Annotated in this window: 22 protein-coding genes; 4 read left to right on the plus strand and 18 right to left on the minus strand. The window is 55.1% G+C overall.

Annotation, left to right across the window (positions count from 1 at the left end):
- Positions 1-4: 4 nt before the first annotated feature.
- The 9 genes from G6R38_RS05280 to G6R38_RS05320 form a co-directional block, all read right to left on the minus strand.
- Positions 5-679, minus strand: coding sequence for a ubiquitin-conjugating enzyme E2 (locus tag G6R38_RS05280; RefSeq protein ID WP_166820641.1), 675 nt, complete (start codon positions 677-679; stop codon positions 5-7).
- Between the two features lie 22 nt (positions 680-701).
- Entirely contained in the window at positions 702-1,040 is a 339-nt protein-coding gene (locus tag G6R38_RS05285; protein ID WP_166820642.1) for a hypothetical protein, read from the minus strand.
- A gap of 137 nt (positions 1,041-1,177) precedes the next feature.
- The gene (locus G6R38_RS05290) at positions 1,178-1,900 is read right to left on the minus strand and encodes an RING finger protein (RefSeq protein WP_166820643.1); all 723 of its coding nucleotides are present in this window, start codon (positions 1,898-1,900) and stop codon (positions 1,178-1,180) included.
- Positions 1,901-1,926: 26 nt separating this feature from the next.
- Positions 1,927-2,514 carry a DUF4190 domain-containing protein gene (locus G6R38_RS05295; RefSeq protein WP_166820645.1) on the minus strand — a complete coding sequence of 196 codons (588 nt, stop codon included), beginning with the start codon at positions 2,512-2,514 and terminating at the stop codon, positions 1,927-1,929.
- 38 nt (positions 2,515-2,552) lie between these two features.
- Complete coding sequence (locus tag G6R38_RS05300; protein WP_166820647.1) at positions 2,553-3,353, minus strand: zinc ribbon domain-containing protein; 801 nt, start codon at positions 3,351-3,353, stop codon at positions 2,553-2,555.
- Positions 3,354-3,420: 67 nt separating this feature from the next.
- A complete protein-coding gene (locus G6R38_RS05305) occupies positions 3,421-4,668 on the minus strand; it encodes an FHA domain-containing protein (RefSeq protein ID WP_166820649.1) in 1,248 nt (415 codons plus the stop codon).
- 38 nt (positions 4,669-4,706) lie between these two features.
- Positions 4,707-5,888, minus strand: a complete 1,182-nt coding sequence (locus tag G6R38_RS05310; RefSeq protein ID WP_166820651.1) for a Mov34/MPN/PAD-1 family protein — start codon at positions 5,886-5,888, stop codon at positions 4,707-4,709.
- Complete coding sequence (locus G6R38_RS05315; protein WP_166820654.1) at positions 5,881-7,092, minus strand: HesA/MoeB/ThiF family protein; 1,212 nt, start codon at positions 7,090-7,092, stop codon at positions 5,881-5,883. Before G6R38_RS05315 ends, G6R38_RS05310 begins: the two co-directional genes overlap by 8 nt.
- A complete protein-coding gene (locus tag G6R38_RS05320) occupies positions 7,079-7,372 on the minus strand; it encodes an EsaB/YukD family protein (protein WP_166820656.1) in 294 nt (97 codons plus the stop codon). Before G6R38_RS05320 ends, G6R38_RS05315 begins: the two co-directional genes overlap by 14 nt.
- A 303-nt stretch (positions 7,373-7,675) precedes the next feature.
- On the opposite strand from G6R38_RS05320, the gene G6R38_RS05325 reads away from it, so the two are divergent.
- Entirely contained in the window at positions 7,676-8,821 is a 1,146-nt protein-coding gene (locus tag G6R38_RS05325) for an endonuclease/exonuclease/phosphatase family protein (protein WP_166820658.1), read from the plus strand.
- Between the two features lie 19 nt (positions 8,822-8,840).
- On the opposite strand, the gene G6R38_RS05330 is transcribed toward G6R38_RS05325, so the two are convergent.
- From G6R38_RS05330 to G6R38_RS05370, 9 genes are all read right to left on the minus strand, one after another.
- A complete protein-coding gene (locus G6R38_RS05330) occupies positions 8,841-11,918 on the minus strand; it encodes a M56 family metallopeptidase (RefSeq protein WP_166820660.1) in 3,078 nt (1,025 codons plus the stop codon).
- A complete protein-coding gene (locus tag G6R38_RS05335) occupies positions 11,915-12,310 on the minus strand; it encodes a BlaI/MecI/CopY family transcriptional regulator (protein WP_166820662.1) in 396 nt (131 codons plus the stop codon). The genes G6R38_RS05330 and G6R38_RS05335 overlap by 4 nt, the downstream gene beginning before the upstream one ends.
- 104 nt (positions 12,311-12,414) lie before the next feature.
- Positions 12,415-12,885 carry a GNAT family N-acetyltransferase gene (locus G6R38_RS05340; RefSeq protein WP_166820665.1) on the minus strand — a complete coding sequence of 157 codons (471 nt, stop codon included), beginning with the start codon at positions 12,883-12,885 and terminating at the stop codon, positions 12,415-12,417.
- 4 nt (positions 12,886-12,889) lie between these two features.
- Positions 12,890-14,269: a DUF1501 domain-containing protein gene (locus tag G6R38_RS05345; RefSeq protein ID WP_166820668.1), complete on the minus strand. Its 1,380-nt coding sequence runs from the start codon at positions 14,267-14,269 to the stop codon at positions 12,890-12,892.
- A gap of 117 nt (positions 14,270-14,386) precedes the next feature.
- Complete coding sequence (locus tag G6R38_RS05350) at positions 14,387-15,121, minus strand: RraA family protein (RefSeq protein ID WP_166820671.1); 735 nt, start codon at positions 15,119-15,121, stop codon at positions 14,387-14,389.
- Positions 15,096-15,644 carry a hypothetical protein gene (locus G6R38_RS05355; protein ID WP_166820674.1) on the minus strand — a complete coding sequence of 183 codons (549 nt, stop codon included), beginning with the start codon at positions 15,642-15,644 and terminating at the stop codon, positions 15,096-15,098. The genes G6R38_RS05350 and G6R38_RS05355 overlap by 26 nt, the downstream gene beginning before the upstream one ends.
- 92 nt (positions 15,645-15,736) lie before the next feature.
- Positions 15,737-16,585, minus strand: a complete 849-nt coding sequence (locus tag G6R38_RS05360; RefSeq protein WP_166820677.1) for a segregation and condensation protein A — start codon at positions 16,583-16,585, stop codon at positions 15,737-15,739.
- Positions 16,586-16,758: 173 nt separating this feature from the next.
- Positions 16,759-17,214: a carboxypeptidase-like regulatory domain-containing protein gene (locus G6R38_RS05365; protein WP_166820680.1), complete on the minus strand. Its 456-nt coding sequence runs from the start codon at positions 17,212-17,214 to the stop codon at positions 16,759-16,761.
- Positions 17,215-17,450: 236 nt separating this feature from the next.
- Complete coding sequence (locus G6R38_RS05370) at positions 17,451-18,437, minus strand: DUF1559 domain-containing protein (protein WP_166820683.1); 987 nt, start codon at positions 18,435-18,437, stop codon at positions 17,451-17,453.
- A 238-nt stretch (positions 18,438-18,675) separates the two neighbouring features.
- Between G6R38_RS05370 and G6R38_RS05375 the strand changes: the two genes are divergently transcribed.
- From G6R38_RS05375 to G6R38_RS05385, 3 genes are all read left to right on the plus strand, one after another.
- Positions 18,676-19,914 (plus strand): SMP-30/gluconolactonase/LRE family protein, encoded by a 1,239-nt coding sequence (locus tag G6R38_RS05375; RefSeq protein ID WP_206028463.1) that lies wholly within the window; start codon positions 18,676-18,678, stop codon positions 19,912-19,914.
- A gap of 82 nt (positions 19,915-19,996) precedes the next feature.
- Positions 19,997-21,103, plus strand: a complete 1,107-nt coding sequence (locus G6R38_RS05380; RefSeq protein ID WP_166820686.1) for a GTP-binding protein — start codon at positions 19,997-19,999, stop codon at positions 21,101-21,103.
- A 132-nt stretch (positions 21,104-21,235) separates the two neighbouring features.
- Positions 21,236-22,660: an MFS transporter gene (locus G6R38_RS05385; RefSeq protein ID WP_166820689.1), complete on the plus strand. Its 1,425-nt coding sequence runs from the start codon at positions 21,236-21,238 to the stop codon at positions 22,658-22,660.
- Positions 22,661-22,821 lie beyond the last annotated feature (161 nt).

Here is a 22,821-nt window from a genome sequence, read left to right on the forward strand (position 1 = left end):
TGTTTCAACCGGGAATTTCGATCACGCCCTGACATTGCTTGCACCGAGCCCGTTTACCAGCGAGTTTCGGCGGCAAACGGTACTTGGCTTTGCATTTCGGACAGATGACCAAGATCGGATCGGCTTCCGCAGGCGGTGGTGTTTGCGACACAACGGCTTGCGAAGATGCCGGACGTGATGTTGCCTTCACCTGAGGCGTCTCGGGGGTATCGTCTTCATCGAGTAACAAGCTCACGCGATCGAGTGGCAACTCGTCGGCATGCTCCGTGGCCCAGCGAGCCGCATCGCCATTGAGCGGGCTTTTCACGTTGTAACTTTGGTACGCGAGCATTTCGCCGATTCGCGCGACGATCGACCACAACGGCTCGCCCGCACTCCAATGGTCGCCCACACAAATCGCATGCGGTGCGATGTTTGGATGAAACACCGGCGTCAACATTCGGCATTGCGGAGCTGTCCGCGGATAGTTCCGAGGCAGACTGATCTCGACTTGATGTTTCGTCATCGGTTCGATTTCGTCATCGGCCGCCTGACGAAGACTTCGAATACGATACTCGATTCGATACTGTTCCGGCGGATCACCATTCGCTTCCACGAGACGCAAGCGTGGATGACGCACGAGATAATCCGCGAGCTTATCGAAGTCGGCCTGAAGTCGCCGTAGTCGAACAGTACTCATGTGGTAACGACAGATTGTCTAATTAAGTCAGAAGATAAAAGGCGGCGAGTGTCGAGTATACCAAGGAAACCGCAATTGCGGCATACGCCATGACATGAAACGCGGCCCCCGCGATCTTGAGCGGTCGGTGATAGAGCGTGACTAGGCCAAGTCCAAGAACGAGAATGACCGGCGCCAGCATCGCGACAATCGACAGCACAAACAGTGTGATCGACACACCTCTGACGAACGGAACGGCTTCTTGATCACGCATGCGTTGCCGAGGATCGTACCGCCGCTTTTTTGAAGTCGTTTCTCGCGAAAAGGCTTCTCCACAACCAGGGCACTGCCGAGCCGACGCCGCCGCAACGGTTCCACACATGGGGCAAGAACGCCCGTCCCTTGGCATTCTTTGCACGGGCCGCGCGGTTTCGAGTGGCTGGGCATTTTCAAGATCGCCCTCGGTAATTCGGATCACGTCGTCCAAAGGAGTGCTCTTTCGTCAGATACTCGTCCCCGTTAGGGAGCCAACCAGAACATCAAAATCAACAGCGAATACACGAACGACAACCCAACAGTTGCGTAAGCCAACACGACGTACAACGGTCCCGCTGCTTGCAGTGCTTTGCGTTGCGGCCCAAAGATGACGGCACACAACGGCAGAAGCAATGGGGCGAGCACGCCGATCAGACTCAAAACGAACAACACCACAGTAACGGTTCGCAATGCGGATGCTCGAGTCTCAGTGCGACTACGGTTGTGAAATTCGTCGGGTGTCATCGGATCGGCGGTGGGAAATTCCGCCCGGCAAAATCGACACCGCAACGCCATCGATTTGATTTTCCGTCGACACGAAGGGCAACGTTTTGTGTCACCCCAACCGGCGCGACCTTCCTCCGGTTCGTTGTCTTCCTTTTTGAGTTCCGGAGCCTCCCCACAACCGTACGTTCCACACCCACCAATCTCAGACCAACACTCTGAGTGATGGACCTGATCGCACGCCGGGCACTTCACTGCCAAATCCTCGGCGGCCATTTCCGATTGGCAGATCGGGCACATCGAGCCCGCAAATCGCGGACCGGCTTTCTTTGTCGCTAAAACTTTTGCCTGAGCGGACAACGGAATGCCTTGTTTACAACGAGGGCAGCGGAATGCCCGATTCGCCCGCTGCTTGGGCAAACGAATTTTCGCGCCACACGCACATTCGATGATCGGTGAATCCGCCGCCAGTCCCGATGCCATACCGATTGTCGCCCTGTGTTGGTGGATCAGAAATTGAACATTCGCGCGTTGTCCGTCATCGCTGCAATCAGAATTGCCATCCAAAAGGCCAAGGGAATCAAACCGCAAATCAGCCCGGCGATTGCCATACCACTGCGATCGCGATGCTCCTGACTGGCTTTCACCATTTCCAACACCGAAAAGACAACGGCCATCAACGCCAGCGGAACACTAATCGGTGCCAGACAGAACAAAACGAGCGAAACAATCCCTAACACCAGTGACGCAATTGCCCAACCTTCGCTGCGATCTCCTGGACGGGCATGCCGAGACTCTCGCAACGACTCACCGCAAAATCGGCAGCGGGTTGCACGACTTTTGATGTATTCGCCGCAGACCGGGCAGGGGCGTACATCGCGACGATCCCGTGGTGGCGTTTCTTCGTAGTCCTCGTGAAATCCGCTTGGTTCTTCCGTCGGCAAAAAATCAGTATCGAAGAACTCATCGAACTCGTCGCCATCTTCGTGAACCAACACAACGGCGGAACATTCCGGGCACTTTGCACGGCGACCGGCAGCGTCATCGGGCGCACGCAGAATGCGTCCACAATTCCGACATTCAACTTCAATCGCCATAGAGACTACCTCACGTTCACGACGTGCCAGAGACAACGTCAATCCAATTTCGTATTGATCGGCACACCCAACGCTTTCAGTTCACTCGCCCACTTGATCACGCGATGCCCTTGAACAACAGCGGCGACGAGTATCGCAATGGCACAGATATTGAAGCTCAGAAAGATATTGCCGATCAAACTCAAATAACTCATGACCAATCCAGTATAGACGGCCCACATCTGTTTGAGACACATGCAAACACCAACCGCAATCCAGAACAATGTCAGTGGAACTAGAACCACAAGTATATCGGGATCGAACTGGTTATTCCGAGGCGCGTTGCCGAGCACGATCGCCGCTAAGAGTCCGAGTGAACCGATGACAATCCAAAACCCACCGAGACCATGGATCTCCTTGCGAAACCGTTCTAGCTTGGTACGAGTCGCGCGGGAATCGACGCCAACGAAATAGGAGTTGTCCAGCACCTCACCACAGTACCGACATTTCTTCGCACGCGCAAGAATTTGCTCTCCGCATACGGGGCACGGCACTCGGCGGCGGCGATCCCCCTCGACTTCGGCATGCTCGTCGGTGGTGTAGGCACTGAAGGTCTCCTCGTAATCTTCCTCATCGTCTGCTTCGTACTCGCGTGCTCCACGGCTACTCGTTGATCCGCTGAATTCAGAGTCGAATCCCGAGATTTCCTCAGCATCGTAAACTTCGTCTTCGTAAGGTTCTTCGGGCTGAGGGATCCGAACGGCTTCGCCGCATGCGGGACACTTCGCCCGCCGCCCCGCCGCCGAATCCGGTGCTCGCAGCAAGCGGCCGCACGAACCACACTGAGCTTCAATTGGCACAGAAAACCTCCCCGATCATCCGACCGCTAAGACACATTCTATTATAGACAGTCAATCGCGTTAGACGTTATTGCTCTTTGATGGTGAATTCCAAAACCGTCCGTCCTAGAGAAATTTGGTCGCCCGTTTGCAAGATATGCTTCCGGATGGGTTGTCCGTTGACGTAGGTTCCATCGGGCGTATCCAGGTCGACAATTTCAAACCGCCCGCCTCGGTTCGTGATCGTCGCATGCTCTGGTTCGATGACCTCATCCTTAAACAGATACACGTCGGCTTTGGGCGAACTGCCCAGCGTGGTGGTATCGCGGAACAAGACGAATTGTTTACCTGCCAACGGTCCTTGCCGCATCAAGAGCCAGGCGGATTTGGTCCAACCTTCGACCAATCCGACAAACAATCCGACGAACAAACCAATCAGGGTAAACCCAACCATCCGACTCACATCGGCTTCCCCCGACCTCGGAGCCAACAGAAAGTCGATGGGATCGAACAACATCCCGCCCAACAATCCGCCCAAGACGCCGCCAACCACACCGTTTAACACAACCTTCTTCGATTTGGTCGCAATTCCCTGACCCAAACCCGCCGCGATCGCACAGATCGCCCACGCCAACGATCGGCCAATCATTTGTAGCAGGAACGCGAACTTCTTGGGGGCCGGCTTGATCCGCGTCATCTCCGCGACGAGCCAATACTCGACGACCATGTAATCTTCACCGGCGAACAACCGTTGCTCAGCGGTCGCCCATGCTCGTTCGGCTTCGGTGATGCCCTCGTCTTTGCGAATCTCTTCGTCTAATTCAACCGAGAACTCTTCCATCGTGCCGTAGATCAATCCCGAAGGAAAACTCAGAATCGCGCCGCCGAAGAAACCGATCGCCAAGCCAATCAATCCGGACAAGGCCGCCCGACGAAGATTGCGGCACATCACCCCTTCAGCCGCCCCGAGAAACAACCCCACGCCCCCCGTTACTGCGGGGAAGATCAACAACGCGAATGGGTTGGACTCGTGAATCAAATCCTTGCTGAAAAACTGCGAACCGTACTTCAGGTACAGCAATCGTCGGATGAATTGCCGTTGAGTTTCAACGTCGTCGATCAATGGTTCGACAATGAAGAGCCAAGCGATAAACGCACCGAGTCCGCTCGCAAGTGACAAGTAGAACCAACTGGAAAAGAAGATTCGTTGAAAAAGCGGTTGGGGTTCCGTGTCGTGGAGTTCGCGACGCAACCCGTCTTGCACATCGAGATAATCCTCGACGGAATCGGAGAACAAATCGTCGTCATTGATGCGAATGGGATCGGACGGGGGCATGAGATTGGCCGTGGCTCTCGCGGTGATTCCGGGAAACGTTAGGACTCGTCGGACGATTCTTTCGGTGAAGTTTCTTCAGCTGGTTTCTTCTTCGTAGGCAGACTTTTGGGCTCGTCTGTCGGTTCGCTTTTTTGGCGTTCGATCAACTTCGCCTCCGCTTCGAGGAAACGGTTGAGAAGTTCGGTATCGGAGGCATTCAGTCCATAGTCGTTGGCGATGTCGTCGGTCGCACTTCGCGTTTTCTGCAATGCGGTCAGCACGGTCTGCCACGACTTCCGAACGGCTTTCGCATCGTTTCCTTTGAGGGCGTTGGTGTGATCGTCGGACAGTTCACGTGTAGCGTTCTCGATCTCGTCGAGTTGCCGACTCAAGACCTCCAACTTCTCCCGCAACCCCGGACGCATTCCCTTCCAAATCGAATAATCTCGCAGCACTTCCGCCTTGATCATTTGCTGCTCCCAAGCGGTCAAACGCGGACGCCGCCACTCTGCGACGAGAAACCCCAAGAGAAACAACGCCACCGCAACCAAGATCGGTTGCCAAAACTCGGACAGACTCTCCTTCTGAGGAGTTTCCGAAAACGCGGGCTGTGGAGAAGCCATTTGCGGTGAATTGGAATTTGACCCGCGACGCTGTTCCGGTCCGCCAACCGCGAGGCTTTCCGTGTGCGTGTCCGCGACAATTCGATCACCGATCCAGAAATGGGAAATCGGTTCCGGCGTCCCGTTTCGCCATTGGAACACGCCTTCGGTCTTGCGAATGGGATCGACCACATGGGCGACTTGCCCGGCTCCGGAAAAGAAATTCTGATGAATGAAACAATCCCGGTCGCTCAGAAAGATCCCAAAATCTGGGTGCGTGTGATACCAACCAACGATTTGAAATTCCGTGAAGTCGGCGTCCATCTGCCGATTGATTTCCGCCCATGATTCGTGCGTGAACGTGACTTCCGCGAACTTGCTGGTCGCGGAGTCGCAACGAATGGCGTGAGCAATCCGGCAAAACGGGCCATCGTCATCGTGTTCGATCGCCCCGACCAGTACGCCACAGATTTCGACAGTGGTGTTCTCGGTTGCATGTGACCAAATCGACTCGTGAGCGGAATCGGCAAAGTGCACCCGGAACGGTTCAGATCGTCCTGCGGGAAATTCGTGGCGTGGTAGGTCTTCGCCCGTGAGTTCGTGAATGTCCGGTCGATTCGGGCTGCTATTGTCAGTCATGAAGTTCCCCGAGAACGGCGGTGCGATCACCGATCAACTCGTAATAACGCTGTTGAAGTCCCACACGACCACCCACGATGTCCCACGGCGGCACACCGATCTCCGTCAGTGTTTTCTCACCGAGCAGCTCGTCGTTCCCAAGTTGCTTTCCGATGCTGTGATAAGTTTGCGGGACACGATGCTCTCCACACGCCGGGCAAACACCATCTGACTCGGTGACACGAGCCAACGATGTGAACCGCGGTTCCACGGCATTGCAACGCGGGCAATGAAGTCCCGAAAGCAGATCATGATTCAACTCGATCACAGCATCCGAATCGTCGAAGTCATGACGCACGCGGTCGAGCAATTCACCAACCGTCAACTCATCGACCTTGCGATCCCACAGTGCGATGGGGTCGAACGGATCATGCGCGGGGCAGTCATCTTTTTGCGTGTACGTGACGAGATAACTCTGATGATAGGTGCCGTCGAATACAAAACCTTGACCGGAAATCGTCTCCATTCCGTGCAAGAATTTGACGGCTTCTTGCACCTGCATCCCGGCTATGATGGAGGCCGTCGTGGGGGTGGTCGGCACTTTTCCCGCCGCCATTTGTTCGCGGGTGAGCAGGGCACAACTCCGCCGAGCTTCGAGCATCTTCCAATCGGTTTCGCTCATGGTGCATTCATAACACGGTCCGCAAGCGGGGTCGAACACGCGAGCCACACCGTCGAGCCGTTCAATCGCTCCGTCAATCCATACTTTTTCGGTGCGAGCAGCGGCGGAGTTGATCGCCACACGGGCTTCGCGATTATCCAACCCACCGATAATCACATCCGCCCATCGAAAGATTCCCAACCCCAATTCATAGACGACATTTCCCCGAAACGGCCGCACCCGCATTTCGGGATAAATTTCTTTCCCGCGTTCCGATGCGACATCGACTTTCGCCCGCCCACAATCGGACTCACGAAACAATACGGATCGAGATAGATTGGAATTCTCGACGGTATCGAGATCCGCTAGGAACACTCGCCCGACGCCAAGCAACGCCAGATTCTTGACGATCTCGTTGCCGAGCGCTCCCGCACCGATGACGACAACCTTCGCATTCGCGAGCCGTTCTTGATCCCACCAGCTGATCAATTCAAATCGCGAAAAACGCCCGTCGGAGGGTTCTTCCAACTGCTCGTTTAGCCGCAGTGGTTCAGCGTCCGCCATTGGCATCCTCCGCACCGGCGGTGATCTCGGGTTGCAGGCGGAGAATATCACCATCACGAACGTCCGCGGATTCCAATGTCTGATCGTCAAGCAACTGCCGACCACTGGCCCGGTGGTGGAATTTGTAACTCATCAATTGGCCATCGGGGCTGTTCCGAGGCAGATTCATTTTCTCAACAAGCACCGCGATGACCCGATTCACCGGGGCACTCGCGGGAAGTTCCACCTGCTGCTTTTTGTTGCCGGTCGCATCCCAGACTTCGATGGTGATATCACTCATAATTGTCAACCGGCTTTGTCTTCCAAGGTGATGAGCTGTCAAGATGGTGTGGTCGGCGGAATCGACCTGATGAAATGTCAATTTGCCACACTGTCGTACGGGAATCAAGGATTCTTCGGCCCTCGATCGCCGGTATCGCGGGACGCCGATCCCATGGAATCGTTTCAATCCGTGACACGGGAGGCGCGTATCGTTCTAGATCCGGAGAAATTTCACTTGCGACCTTCCCCAAGAGCCAAACCGACTATGATAATGCAAAGACGATCCTTTCCCCCCCATCTCATCACCGTATCGAACGGGCCCATGAATTCTTTTCTCATCTGGACCTCGCGTGTCCTCATCGGTGGTGTGCTGCTGCTGACAATCCTGCCCCTGTTCTCCAGCGGGTTTTGGGTGGTGCAGCTCTGCGACTTTCCTCGGGTCCAACTGACGCTGGTGCTGATTCTGCCGCTTTTGCTGCTTGGCATTCACTTCCAACGCACATCATTTCGACGCGAGCATGCCATTCTCGTGGGCTTGATGCTGCTCTTGGCCACATGGCAGATGAGTCATTTGGTTCCCTACACGCCATTGTGGGACAAGGAACTCCCCGACGCGGCCGCTGATGCGAAAGGCGACGTCCGCGTGCTTGTCGTGAATCTCAAGAAGGACAACACGCAGTTTGACGCGATGATCGCAATGATTCAGGACTACGAACCCGACCTGTTGTTGTTGATTGAATTCAATGAAGCATGGGCCAAAGGACTCAGTCCAATTTCGCAGAGGTATCCACAACAAGTGAACGAGATCCGCGACGAAGGTCTCGGTATTGCGTTGTGGAGTCGGCTGCCAGTCAAGAACGGAGAAATTCGCCACTTGGTTTCCGACCGACGTGCATCAATTTTCGCCACGATCGAACTCAAGCCCAGCAAGCAGGTTCGCTTCGTGGGATTACATCCAACACCGCCTGGGTTGAAGGATTCCACGGGCAACGATCGGCGAAACAGCCGAATTCGTGACGCGGAACTTGTTCTCGTCGCGGACGAAGTTGCCGACGATCCCGATGCTCGTTGGATCGTGGCGGGAGATTTCAACGATGTGGCTTGGTCCGCGACGACGGAGCTATTCAAAGAGCTGAGCGGACTCAAGGATCCCCGAATCGGACGTGAGTTGCTCACCACATACCATCAGAGTTATCCGCTGCTGCGTTACCCGATCGACCATGTCTTTTTCTCAGAAGACACCCGCATCCATCGGATCGATCGCGTGGTCGCTCCCGGTTCCGACCATTTTGCTGTTTTCACGGTTGCCAGTCCGGTTCCCGGCGAGACGCCACCGGCAAATTCCAAAGACAAACAAAAAGCCAACGAGCTTGTCGAAGAGGGGAAGACAGACGCCGACAAACGCAATGTTGAACCCGGCGTCGATGACAACAGCGAGCCGAATTCATCTACGGACTCGACTCGCTGAAGTTTGCATCGCAGGACGCTCAACGAAAATCTTGAGGGATTCGTTGACCATCCGCACGTTCGATGAGGAGTTTGAGCGTCTTGTCGCTGATATCATCTGAGACGAAGCGAACTGAACCGTCGGCCAATCCCGCATGAAAACCACCATCGAACCATCCCCCCACTTGAGGAGGTTTGTTCGCGTCGTATTTCAGATCCACGGGTTTCGTCCACGGAACCTCGGATTTGTTCTCCACCACGAAAATCGTGTTCGAGGTGCCATCCAGGATGTCTCGCAACCGCACTCCCATGATCTTCTTGGTTGCCGACTCCTTCGGCTTGCCAATTCCTGATCCACCATCTGACGCACCGCCGCCGAAAGCAAAACCGAAGCCGCCGCCAGGGACTCCCGCTTGGACGTCGATTCCGTCCTTCGTTCCAAACGCAGTCTCCACGCCAACAAACCCGACATAGCCGGTATTGGTCGAGTCATCATCATCGAGCGGATGCCGAAACATCTTGGGCATTTGCTTGAGAATCTGTTGGTTGTGTTTGCTGTCCCAAGGTTCGTCCAGGTGATAACGCTCGTAGAGTTCAGCCTGATCGAGGAATGGCAGAATCGCCACCCGCCAGCTGTGCGGCGTTTTGCCGTCCGGCCCGATGACCACGGGTGGTGGAAAATGTTTGTGAAAATCGTGGTAGTTGTGCAACGCCAGCAAGATTTGCTTGAGGTCGTTCTTGGCAAGCGTGCGGCTGGCGGCGGCCTGAGCATTACTGACAGCCGGAACGAGCAAAGATATCAAACGCTTGCTGGTGTTCGCGTCGATCTCCGTTTGAAGAGTCACCAACGTCGAGTTGTCTGCCCGAACCACTTTTGCATTCGCCAAGACGGCGTCGGCCAGTTGCAGCATCGTTCCAATCGATTCGCGTTCGCCCGGTGGCAGATGCGGGACCATCTGCCGATTCTGATTCACCATGTTCTTGCCAACGTCCAACAGTGCGTTCAGATTTTCCTGAAGCTCATCAGCAACCGACGAGAGCGCCTGGGTTGCATCAAATCCCTCGCCTCCCAAGCCCTCGGCATAAGATTCTTCCGAACCAAACCCCCCGCCGCGTGAGGCCAACGGGGCAAAAGTCAACGCAAGTTTCAAGTCGTCCGCCATCGTTGCAGAGACAATCAGCGTGCCCGTCTTTTTCCAAAGACCATCGACGTTCGGATTCATTGCACCGAGACTCGGCGTAAGCTGGTTCAAACGATGCACATCGACCCATCCAGCCACGTCGGCAAACTGGAAGTCCTCGAAGAACTTTTCCGCAGTCTTCTTGAGTTGATTGCGAGCCGTTATCATCCCGTGCAGTCCGTCTTCGCGTGGCGAAGCGGCGAAAGAAGAGTCATCAAGGAACCAAAAACTGGTCTTGTTCTCGTTATCACGAAGATAGATTTGTCCGCCATACGTCCCCGAGCGAACGTTCGGCGTCAACTGTCGCACCACCGAAGCCTGATCCAACGGCCGCACCGATCGCACATAAAAACCTGCCAGTTCCGGCCCGATGTGTTGCAAGCCCGGAGCACCACCCGCAGGGTCCATCATGCCTGGCCCCCCCATCGCCATCCCACCCATCATTCCTTCGCCGCCGCCGAAGCCGGTATTATTGCCGAGCATTTGATTTCCATCGGGGCCGAGATCGAAATAGAAAACGACCTGTTCGGTGTCTCGCAAACCAACTCCCAAATTCTTCTCGATGTTGGAAGCCTCCAAGAGTTTCACGAATGGCCCGAGCGACGGATGGTTCAAAATCCGTGCCGGACGGATGCCGAACGTCGCGATTGCATTGCTTGGACGCAAACTCATGTCGAACGCCCGCGTTTCCGCCGGTTCGTTTCGGCTTCCTTCCTTTGCAGCCTGCGGACGATTCGAATTTGGATCCGCAGGGGATTTACCACTGGAAAATGCACTCCCATTGCGCGCCGCCGACTGATCGGACTGTGCTTGCAGCCAATTGGAAGGTCGCACACCGATCGCCATCACTCCCAACACCAGCACACCAACCAGCAGCCCCCAGCGAAGCCTCGGCGGTGTGTTCGTCTGCAGCTTCTTATTATTGCGTAGCATGTCGACTCTCCTCATCAACGCATTCCGAGTGGGAAGAAACGCTCGAACCGGCCAACAAGTGCGTCCGGAAGATCGAGCCAAAGCCATCTGTGTGAGTACCTTCAAATACGGTTCATTACCGCCTACCTGACCGGCGGCGTTCGCGTCGGCAGTCAGTTCTTGATCCATCCGCAACCGAGCCGTCAACCAATGAACCAGCGGATGATAGAAGTGCAGCGTCCGCACACATTCGGCGACAAATGTGGTCAGCCAATCCCGATGCACAATGTGACTCAACTCGTGAGCCAACACCGCTTCCCGCTCAACAGCCGACCAACTCCGCCACGTCCTAGGCAGCAGAATCACCGGTCGTCGCCAACCGGTTGTCGCGGCTGAGTTCAATCGTTTGGATTCGATCAAGCGAATACGTTTGGCTACATTGGGCTTCGTCCATTCGGAAACAAAACGGTTCAGCTCGGGATCATCCACGACCGGCCCGCGACACTCACGCCACAAGAGCCCCCAAGCCACCAGCAACCGAATCAGTCCCAATCCCAAACCGATCAGATATGCCGTCACCAGATAACGCTGCCAACTCCAGATGACTGCGGACGATTCTTCCAAATCGCTCGCACGCGGTTCTTGCAACGCTTCAACGAAGCCATCCCAAGCCGCTGACCACACTGGTTCCGCCTCGATCGAGACTCGTTCCACATGCGGTTGGCTCGGCACTGCGGTATTGGTGACATCATTCGGCGTGAAAGCCGTTTCTGTCATATTCTCGATGCGGTTCGATGGCGAGGTTTCTGACGTTTCCGGCTGCGGATTCCTATTGAGCACGGATGCCCAACTCGGGACGGGCAGGGGAGCAAACACGGTCACCAAGCCAATCGCCACCAATCCTAGGAAAGCGACTTCCGCCCGCAATGACGGTCCACGTTTGCGAATCGACAGGCAGAGCAGCAACGCCGCGGTCGATACCAACGTGACCTGACACACACACCACAGACCAGCGGAAACACTCATGATTGACTCTCCCGCAAGATGTCTTCCAAAACCTGGCGTTCGCGATCTGTGAGTTCCTGCTCGTCCACGAGTTGTTTCAACAACAACTCCCGCGATCCGCGAAACACACGGTCGAGTAAGTCACCAAGCAAGCTCCCGGAGACATCTTCGAACGACCTTCGAGCGCGATAGCAGAACGGTCGTTCCGACTTGGTTTGATCGAGAAAATTCTTCTCCATTAAAATCCGAACCAAGGTGGCCACCGTCGTGTAGGCCAGCTCTATCTTCGAGGCGGCCAGCCGGTCTCGAACTTCCGCAACCGTCAATTCGGAATCAGTCTCGGGCAAGTCCCAAAAAATCTGCATGATTTCCAGTTCTCGATCTGTCAACTCTTTGGCACGCGGCCGAGCCATCGCCAAACCTCCACATTTGGTTTTTTAGATTTGGTTTCATAGTAATCACGATTACGGAAACGTCAACAAGAATCTCAGAGAAAACTTTCGGCGGGAATTCGCAATCAGACGGGAAGTTCGCGGGCCATGCGATAGTTGACCATTTCCACGCCGCGACAAACCACGATCTGCCGTTCCAGCGTTGCAAAACCGTGACGTTCAAAGAAGGGGCGGGCGGTGATGCTGGCTTCCACCGTGAGTCGCGGCAGCGACTGCCGAGTCGCTTCTTCGAAGATGGTCGTGATTAACCCTCGACCAATTCCGATCCCCTGATGATCTGCCGACACATAAAACCGATCGATGTGCCCGTTTGGTTCCAATTCACCAAACCCGATCGGTCGCTCGTTCTGCTCCGCGACAATGACGAATCGCCCGGTAAACCGATCGGCCCAGGCGATGTCATCAATGTCGTCCGACGCCCAAGCCTCAATTTGCTCAGGCGTGTAGTCGCGGCAGTTGATTCGTTGAATTGTATCGCGAAAGAGAGACAACAATTCGGATGCATCGCCCGCTTGATAGGGGCGGAGTTTCCACATCGAATCAGAACAATTCCGAGATCGGTTGGCCGCCTTCTTCGACGATTGGGATCGGCCGACCTTGCGGGTTTGTCCAATGTGATTGGAGATCGATGTCGAGATGTTGGAACACCGTGGCTGCCAAGTCTTGTGGACGAACGGCTCGTGATTGGATCGCTCCACCTTGCCGATCGGTACTACCGATGGCTTGACCGTGATTCAATCCGCCACCGGCGGCGAGCATCGACATCACCGGCGTCCAGTGATCGCGTCCCAATTCATTGTTGATTCGTGGAGAGCGTCCGAATTCGCCCATCATCAACACCAGCGTTTCGTCGAGCAATCCCCGTTCTTCCAGATCGGTGACCAAACCGTACATGGCACGATCGACTCGCGGCAGCAGCGGTTTCAATCCCTTCTCGATTCCGCCCCAACGCACGTTGTCGCCGTGGTGATCGAAGTACCCCCAGGCACCGCTAACCAGCACGAAGGACACACCGTTTTCCACCAAACGCCGAGCCAACAACGCCTTTTGTCCAACGCTCGTTTGCCCGTATCGTTCTTTCAACTCCGCTGATTCATCGTCCAGACTGAACGCTTCTTGAACCTTGCCGGAGAGAACCATGTCAACCGCTTGCTGTGTGAAACGATCACTTTGAGCCAACGTGTTGCTTTGATCCAAATCCTTCTGGAGACGATCAAACTGCCGACGCAAACCCGCCCGATCTTGCAAACGATCGACAGAAACGCCTTTCGGCATGGCGAACTTACCCGCGAGTTCCATTCCCTTCACGGGTTCAAAATCTGAGCCCATCATGCCTGCACCGTACACATCGGCGGCCCAGCTATCCGCGAGCCCGACAAACGCCGGCATGTTGGGATTGTTCGAGCCGCGAAACTTCGCCGCAATGGATCCCATCGAAGGATATCCGGCCCCGTCTTTGCCATCGTTCGTGCGACGTGCCAGGGGATTTCCGGCTTGCATCGTGATTGGCGTGTGATTACTGGCCGTCGTGTCCACAGAGCGAATCACCGACAGGCGATCTGCAATCGATGCTTGCAACGGCATGTGCTCCGAGAATCGCACGCCCGGAATCTTCGTTGCAATGTCACCAAACGGACTTCGGATTTCGACGGGAGCATCCGGCTTTGGGTCCCACATGTCAATTTGACTCGGTCCGCCGGACAGCCAGAAGAGAATCACAGATTTCTTCGGCGTTCCTGTCGGACTGGCTGCGGCTTGGCGAAGCACACTCGGAAGCGACAACCCCGCCATTCCGGCTAAACCGGTCTGCAAGAACCAACGTCGCGAACCACCCACGCGAATCAAATCCCGTGCGGCGGGCGCAAACGGAGAACGGGCAACTTGTTGGGCGTGACTTGCAGCATGCGGTGAGTGAGTCATATTCCGTACTCTCAATCGGGCGAGATCGATGGGGGGAGGCGCGTCAACAAATACTCTTATCGACAGTTTAACAAATCAACATTCGTTGTCACGTCCGAATCTCACACGATTCTCGATTCATGATTCCCCACGAAGACGCTGGGTGAGTTTCGCAATCACAGCGGCACATTCTTTGCGAGCTTCCGCAAGCCCACTTGGAGTAACATTCCCCGCTTTACAGTAATCCAGCACGATATCCTCAGCGGCCATCAACTCTTTGCAAGCGTCCGGAATCTCGGAGGCGATTTCGGGGGGAATCGTGGAAACACCGTTCAAGTCGCCGTGAAGCAGGTCGCCAGGATAGACGATGATCCCGCCCACACTGATCGGCACGTTGATATCTAAAATATGACAGTACCCGTGTGAGCAGGTTTCGCCGTTCGTGAACACTGGGAAGCCGAGAGCTTCGACTTGGTCCAAATCCCGACCCGTGCCGGAGGTGATCAGTCCTTTTGCTCCAAAGGCCTGGTAGGTCGTACACATCACCTCGCCGAATGTCGCGGAGGTCGTGGGTTCATCGAGATCCTGAAACACGACGACTGGCGGACCGGGAAGTTCGTCGAACCGGGCCACTTGTTGATCGAGACTCGCATAAACGTCGCCCCCGCGTGGTGGAGCCATCGACCGAAACTGCGATGTCAACGCATATCCCACCATCGGCGGCATCTTGGGGAAACTCGCCTTGATGGAGTGGTTCATGTACCCCGTGTTGCGAGGGCGAACGTCCCATAACTCAATGACATTGCAAACGGTCGGTGTATCGTACTTGGCGAGAGCGGCAAGTTGGTCATTGGTCAGGCCGGGAGTGGTCATCGTGGAGTCCTGCTTCGGTGGTGAATTCTGGATCGGCAACGAGGTCTTCGTCCGTCAACGACGGATCAAACCTCGGATCGAGCGGACCACCATACCAAACATTCACACCGACGGCACCCAAACCCGCGATGAGCAGCAACAGGTATCCCAACCAATACGCGGGCAGTGATTCGAACTCCCAACCGTGATGACCGGCGAACACACACGCCAATCCAACGACCAACAAGAAACCGAGAGAGATCAACCGCCAACGGCAGCGTTTTTGAAGCAGTTGTCGCGGTGCCGAGATCGATTCAGCAATGTGATCGGCCACGAATTTTTCATCGGACTTCTGGCCCAACCAGGCCAATCCCAGGACAATCGGCCAAGCCACGACTGCGAACAGCAACCCCCAACCAAGATCCGGTTGTCGATCGTCAGTCAATAGCCCCACCACTAGGACCACCGTAAGCCCACCAAACAGCAGGTGGATTTGAAAGGCGTCGCCACTGCGTAGGAATCGACGGAATTCGGGCGAGAACATCGCTGCCCTCCGGCATTCAATCAAGAGAGTGAACCCAACGTGTTCCCAGATCGTAAAACGAACGCTGGCGAATTTCGAGTTGGTCGACTCAATCAAGCCGCCTGTTGTAGCGGCGGCTCTTCCTCGGAGTCGTCCGGAGCTTCTGTTTGCTCGGTCGAGGGTTCTGCCTGTTCAGGCTGGGGTTGCGGTGCTGGTTCTTGTTCCGATTCTTCCAACGGTGGCAAGACGGTGATTTCGCCGTAATCGGCGGGCTGCTCGGCTCGGAAGCTGTAGTGACGGATCAGCTCTAGAATCGCCAGAAACACACCGACAATTCGGCTACGTTCGTTTTCGCCTTGGAAGAAATCGCTGAATTTCACACGCCCCGACTTCATCACGCGATCGCGGATGCGGTCCATGTGGACGGAAATTGGGGTGTCGTCGTAGCGGATGTTCGCATGCGACGGTTCTTCCGTCTTCGTCTTGACGATTCGCCCGAGAGCACTCACCAAGTCCCACAATTCCACATCACGAATGTAATCGGCCGACGGGTCCTTGCCGCCACGCGGACGGTCGTCGGTCAAACGTGGGAAACGTTCCTGCCAGATCGCCGCTTGTTCTTCGAGTGCCGTCGCCGCTTCCTTGAACTTCTTGTATTCCAACAATTGCTGGATCAGTTCACTTCGTGGATCGCGATCTTCGGTGTCGTCTTGCGATTCCTCAGGACGAGGCAGCACCTCGCGACTCTTAATCTCAACCAGCGTGCTCGCCATCACGATGAAGTCGCCGACAAGATCAAGATCGATCCATTCGAGAACTTCGAGAAACTCGGCAAACTGGGAGGTAATCTTCGCGATCGGCAATTCGCGGATATCCAGCTCGCTCCGCTCGACCAGGTAAAGCAATAGGTCGAGCGGACCGCTGAAAATGTCTAATTCGACTCGGTACAACGCAGTAGTCATCGAAGCCGATCGGGGGAGGAGTTGTTGGATTCCGTCGATACGCAATCAAACGCTGTCTGCGCATCGATCTAGAATCGTTATCGTCACCAGTACCGTCACGACTTGAATAATTCGCAAAGTCGATGCGGTCAACCCAGCTTCTCCGAGATCGGCCCCAATCCGCGAGCTTCCGCTCAATCCGTGAGTTCAAACTTGAAATCGTTCTCACCATCTTCCGCCACGCTCGCGGTGAGTTTCGACTGATCAAAGTCGTTGTATTTCGCCGGTAGCTGATTTTCCTCGGTCGTCGGCGGAATCACGCCTTCGGGATCTTTGATCTCCGGTTGGTGAACGACGATCTTGGAAATCCGCACCTGGTGAGACCCGGGAACCGCTCCGTCGCCTGGCTCGTAAGTGGTGAGTTCAAACCGACCCTCGGCATCGGTTTTTGCATACGCGGGACCACCTTTGGCCGACGAACGGAAAACCACATCGGCTCCCTCGACCGGATCACCGTTATATGTGACCGTCCCGGAAACGGGGACGACTTTGGGTCGATCTTTGGTCCATTGATCTTCCGTTGCGCCCCCACATCCCACAGCAATCACAATGGGCAACATGCAGAAAAGAGCAAGAATCCTCGAACGCATAAACATCGATTTCCTCAGAGTTGTTTGATTCACACCGTGTCGGACGCTCATCCCCAAACATTAGGGAGGCCCGGATCGACGGTCGTTAATTGAAGAGACTCCGGCGGCGACGATTGCAACCGGAGTCCATAAATTTCCGCAAGAATTGCAGGACACTCGAACACAGTCGCTGTTCGACTGGTTCAGAGCGGGTTCTGTTCTACGTCTTTCGCAGACACAGAATACGGTCATCCGGTTTAGAACTCGCTGATGACTTCGCTTCCGCCCTTGGATCCCAATGCTCCCCACACACCATACGGGCTCACGCCGCCGGTGACAGCGGTTTGCGTGAGATCGCCGGTGTTGATGTTTTCACTCACAAACCGGACGGATGCATCACACAGCAAGACCTGAACCCCGCCAGGGTGAAGACTGCTAGCGGTATACAACCCACCACCTGACTGCGAACTGCAAGTCGGTCCGTTCGGGGGGAGAATCGTCGTCAGCCCGACATACCCGGATCGGCCATCGGGCCAACGGTAGCCCGAACAACGATCGGCCGCAATCACTGGGGCTCCACTGACATACTGCCCACCCACAAATTGTGCCAAGCAGCCGGTCGGATTCGTCGTGTTGGACGAAATGTGCATGCCGAGCCGATTGTCGCCTTTGGGTTTGACGAACTCGGACATCGCAATCGTGTTGCTGGTTCCATCGGTGATATCCCGCATTTTCACTGCGGATTGCTCACCGAAGACTCCACGCACATTGCTGCCTGCCAAGTTGTAATTGTCCCCCATGTTGAACGAATAGTTGACTTCACCAAACGGGCTCCCGGCCAAGGAATCCGAAGGGCACAGCCACGCATCCACTTGGGTGGTATACGGTTGAAACGCGGTATTCCAAACGTATTGCGGGTTGGCTTGAATTTGCTCCGCCATCGCATTTTGTTCGATGTACGGCAGCAACATCACAAATCCACTATGACGCGGCGGGAGTGAGGTGCCACTCGTGTTTCCCGAGGTGATCGGTCCACCTTGCCGCGGCGGAAAGGATTTGTGAACGTCGTGATAATTGTGCAACGCCAACCCAAATTGCTTGAGGTTGTTCTTGCATTGCGTTCTTCTCGCTGCTTCCCGTGCCTGCTGAACGGCGGGCAGCAACAATGCGATCAGAATTGCAATAATCGCAATCACGACCAGCAATTCGATCAACGTGAAGCCCGAGCGACGGTCCCTTTTCATTCTCATGTCCTTGGAAAAAGATACTGACTAAAAAATCACATGGTCTGCTGTATCATAGGTGACGAATCCAACACCGCAAACACTCAGACTATTCGCTTTTTTCATCAAATTCTTATCAAAAGTTTCGTAACCTGCATGACACGACCAACTCGTTCGACGTGAAGACAGTTCGGCGGTATGCTGATTTCTTGATCTGACTATTTCAACATCATGACTCGACCAAGCCACGGAGCCGCTCATGGATCAAACTTCAGGAACTCCGACGACAAAAACGCAGGATTCGTCCGTTAATCGCCGTAGTTTTCTAGCCGCGACGACTGCCGGAATTTTGGCTGCGAAGTCAGCTCTCGGACGTGATTACGGCCCGGATGCCCCTCCGGTGCGGTATCCTGATCCCGATATTGTGACGCTGGACGATCGGTTCAAAAAATACGCCCTCGGCAACACGCCGATTCAACGGATTTACCATAGTCCCGATTTGCTCTGGGCCGAAGGTCCGGCTTGGAATGGCGTGGGAAAATATCTGGTGTGGAGCGACATCCCCAACAATCGCCAACTCCGCTGGATGGCCGAAGACGGACATGTGAGCGAACGCTTCCGCTATCCTTCCGGCAACAGCAATGGGAACACATTCGATTTCCAAGGCCGACAGATTTCCTGCGAACACGGCAACCGACGGGTCGTGCGGTATGAGTATGACGGTTCCGTGACGGTCCTCGCCGACTCCTACAACGGCAAGGAATTCAACGCCCCCAACGATGCCGTCGTGCATCCCGAAGACGGAGCCATCTGGTTCACCGACCCCGGTTATGGCAGTCTGATGAACTACGAAGGCCACAAAGCCGACACCGGTTCCGTCCAACCGAATCAGAAGGAAGCCGTCTACCGCATCGACGCCAAGACGATGAAAGTCGAGCAGGTGACCGACGAAATCTTCAAACCAAACGGGCTGTGTTTCTCGCCGGATTACAAGAAACTCTACGTTGCCGACACCGGTTCCTCGCACTACCCGGAAGCGAAAAAGGAAATCAAGGTGTGGGATGTCGTGGATGGCAAGAAATTGGCAAACGGCCGCGTGTTTGCCTCGATGGACTTACAGATGGGAACAGTACGCCGCCAAATGACCCCCGAAGAATCGCGTGAGTTCTCGGAGAGATTGCGATCGGCCGGCAGCCGCGAGGAAGCTAACAAGATTCTTGCTGAGCGCCGACTCCCCAACATCAAAGCTGGTCAAGCCGACGGCATTCGCTGCGATGTCGATGGCAACGTTTGGTCCAGTGCGGGTTGGGTTGGTGATGGTTATGATGGCGTGCACGTCTTCGCCGCAGAAGACGGACAACGCATCGGTCAGATTCGGTTGCCGGAAATCTGTTCGAACGTGTGTTTCGGCGGAGCGAAGCGGAATCGGTTATTCATGACGGCAAGCACATCAGTGTACGCGGTGTACGTCGAAACACAAGGTGCTCACATTACCTAAGAAAAGTTGAACCGCCGCAATGTCGGCGGTTCATTTCCACACGACAATATCACATTCTTCAGAATTTCTGAGAGTCAAGAATATGGCCAAGAAAATTCGCTACATTATGCTCGGTGGTTTCCTGGGAGCCGGGAAAACAACCACGATTTCCCGACTCGCAAGACTCTACCGAGAGCAGGGCTTGAACGTGGGAATTGTGACGAATGACCAAGCCGCCGACTTGGTCGACACGCACATGCTGCGATCACAGGGCTACGATGTCGGCGAGGTCGCCGGCGCGTGTTTTTGCTGCAATTTCAACGAACTCACCGACACCGTAGGTCGACTCGAAGAAACCAAACACCCCGATGTCATCCTGGCGGAACCGGTCGGCAGCTGCACGGATTTGGTCGCCACGGTCGTATTGCCGTTGCAGAAACTGTTCGAGCACAAATTCGAAGTCGCACCGTACGCCGTCATCCTCAAACCCAATCACGGACGACGGATTCTGGAAGGCGACGGCAAACGAGGCTTCTCCCCCAAAGCGGAATACATCTTCCGTAAACAATTGGAGGAAGCAGACTTACTGCTCATCAATCGCGTTGATGAACTCTCGCCGGAGGACGTTGACCACCTCGAATCACTGCTCAAAACAGAACAACCGGACGTACCCATTCTGCGAATCTCCGCCCGCAACGGCGACGGATTCGATGAACTCGTCCAACACCTTGATCAACCAGGGCAGGGTGTGCGACGAGTCTTGGAACTCGATTACGATGTTTACGCCGAAGGCGAAGCGGAACTCGGTTGGCTGAACAGCAGCCTAAAGATTTCCAAAGACGAGGCGTTCTCGCTCGACCAATTCCTAACCGATGCGGTCCAAGCTCTACGAGATCGACTGGAAACCGCCGGTGCGGAAACGGCCCACCTGAAGGCGATCGGTCTCTGCGAAGGTGCCTACGGGGTGGCGAATCTTGTCGGAAGTGATGTCGCCAGCGAACTATCCCTGGCCTCACACGCCGAAACCAAGACCGCCGATGTCGTCATCAACGCTCGTGTTGCGATCGATCCCGAGACTTTGCAAGAATTGGTTGATGATGCAGTCAAGAGCGTGACGACCGCACACGGTTTGAACATGGAACCTGGTTCCACACAAAGCTTTCGCCCCGGCCGCCCGGTGCCTACCCATCGCTATCCGGCATCGACCTAAATACCAAATCGAGCGTTTGCTCATTTGTGGTCAAGAACTGATCTCGTGAAAAAAGGTCCGGCTCGGTAGATTCCGCAAACGTAATTGGATATCGAGTCGGCTTTTCAAGAATTCAGTCTCTGGATCTCTCGCGTGTGGAATCAACGACAGGCGCAAACGGGCATCATCCTCGCCGGGTGTTTGGGGATGATCTACACTCAACTGACGATGTCCTCGGCGACAATCGAATACGCACGATCGCTTGACGCAAACGCATTTCACATCGGCCTGCTCGGGGCGTTACCGGCAGCAACACTCTTCACGCAGTTTTTAGCTGCGGTGGTCGCCAACCACTTGCGGTATCGGCGACGACTTTGGCTGTCGGTCGCGATCGTCCAACGCAGCCTCTTTATTCCATTGGCGATCGGAACTTGGCTGTTCCCATCTGCGTTGAATGCAACTTGGCTATGGTTGTTTATCGGACTGACCGCGGGAAACCATCTTCTACTCCACTTCTGCACGCCTTTATGGTTGTCCTGGATGGGCGACTACCTACCCCGCGAGCGACTCAACCGCATTTGGGGTTCTCGCCAATTCTGGATGCAATGGGCGGGAGCACTCGCGTTGTTCGTGGGAGCGGTCCATCTTGCCAACAGCGGCCTGGAAACACGCTACGCCTTTTCCATCCACCTGCTGGTTGGAGCGGTTTTCGGAATTGCGGACCTACTAATGTTCCTCAAAGTTGAAGAACCGCCCGTCACTCCGATCCCGATCCCACGATTGCGGACTGTGTTCTCAGCACCGTTCCAAGACCGCAATTTTCGGTCGTTCATCGCCTTCACCAGTTTCTGGCAGATCGCGGCCAACACGGGTGCCCCATTTATATCGTTCTTTCTGCTCACTCGAATCGGCCTGAGTGTGCAATCGGTCATGCTTCTTTGGACATGCTCTTGGGCCGGCGGAGCGATCCTTTGCGGCAAGATGGGGCATCTCAGCGAAAGCGTGGGCAACCGGCCGCTTCTCGTTCTCTGTACGGCTTTTAAGTCGCTGAACATGATCGCGTTGCTCTTTCTGCCGAGAGACCCGGACCTGGCATTCTGGATTCTTGTTCCTGTCTTCGTGGTCGATGCAATCATGAATGCGGGAATGGCCATCGCGAACAACGGCTTTCTGCTCAAGAACTCACCGCCGGCAAATCGAACCATGTTCATCGCTGCCGGAACCGCTATCGCCGGGTTGGCAGGCGGTGCGACTGCGTTGCTCACGGGATCTGCAATTGTCTCGTTTTCCGATGTGAGCATCGAACTCAACGGCCGCGACTTCACAGCGTTTCACATGGCATTCCTACTGAGTATTTTGCTCAGACTGCTCGCAGTTCCGCTGGTTCTGCGTGTTCGCGAGGACGAATCGAAAAAAACACGCGAGGTCGTCACACAATTGGTCGGGATGACACCGTTCCGAACACTACGATTCCCGGTCGGACTGTACCGCAGCTTCCCTCCCACACGAAATCGGCCGACCGAAACCGAGACGGAAGAACCGGCCGAGCGTCCCCAAACAGCCTCCAAAACTTGCTGAATCGAAGCAGATTCAGCAATCTTGCTGTACCCGATCTGCACAGAGACGCACGTCAAGTGAGTTGCAAGAAATTTCTCAGCGATTTATATTTTAGAAATTGTTTGTAAACATTCGCCCCATCGTCGCTGAAGTTCCGACGATCGGGGCTTGTTGTGTTCGCG

The sequence above is a fragment of the Thalassoroseus pseudoceratinae genome (genome assembly GCF_011634775.1).
Classification (GTDB): domain Bacteria; phylum Planctomycetota; class Planctomycetia; order Planctomycetales; family Planctomycetaceae; genus Thalassoroseus; species Thalassoroseus pseudoceratinae.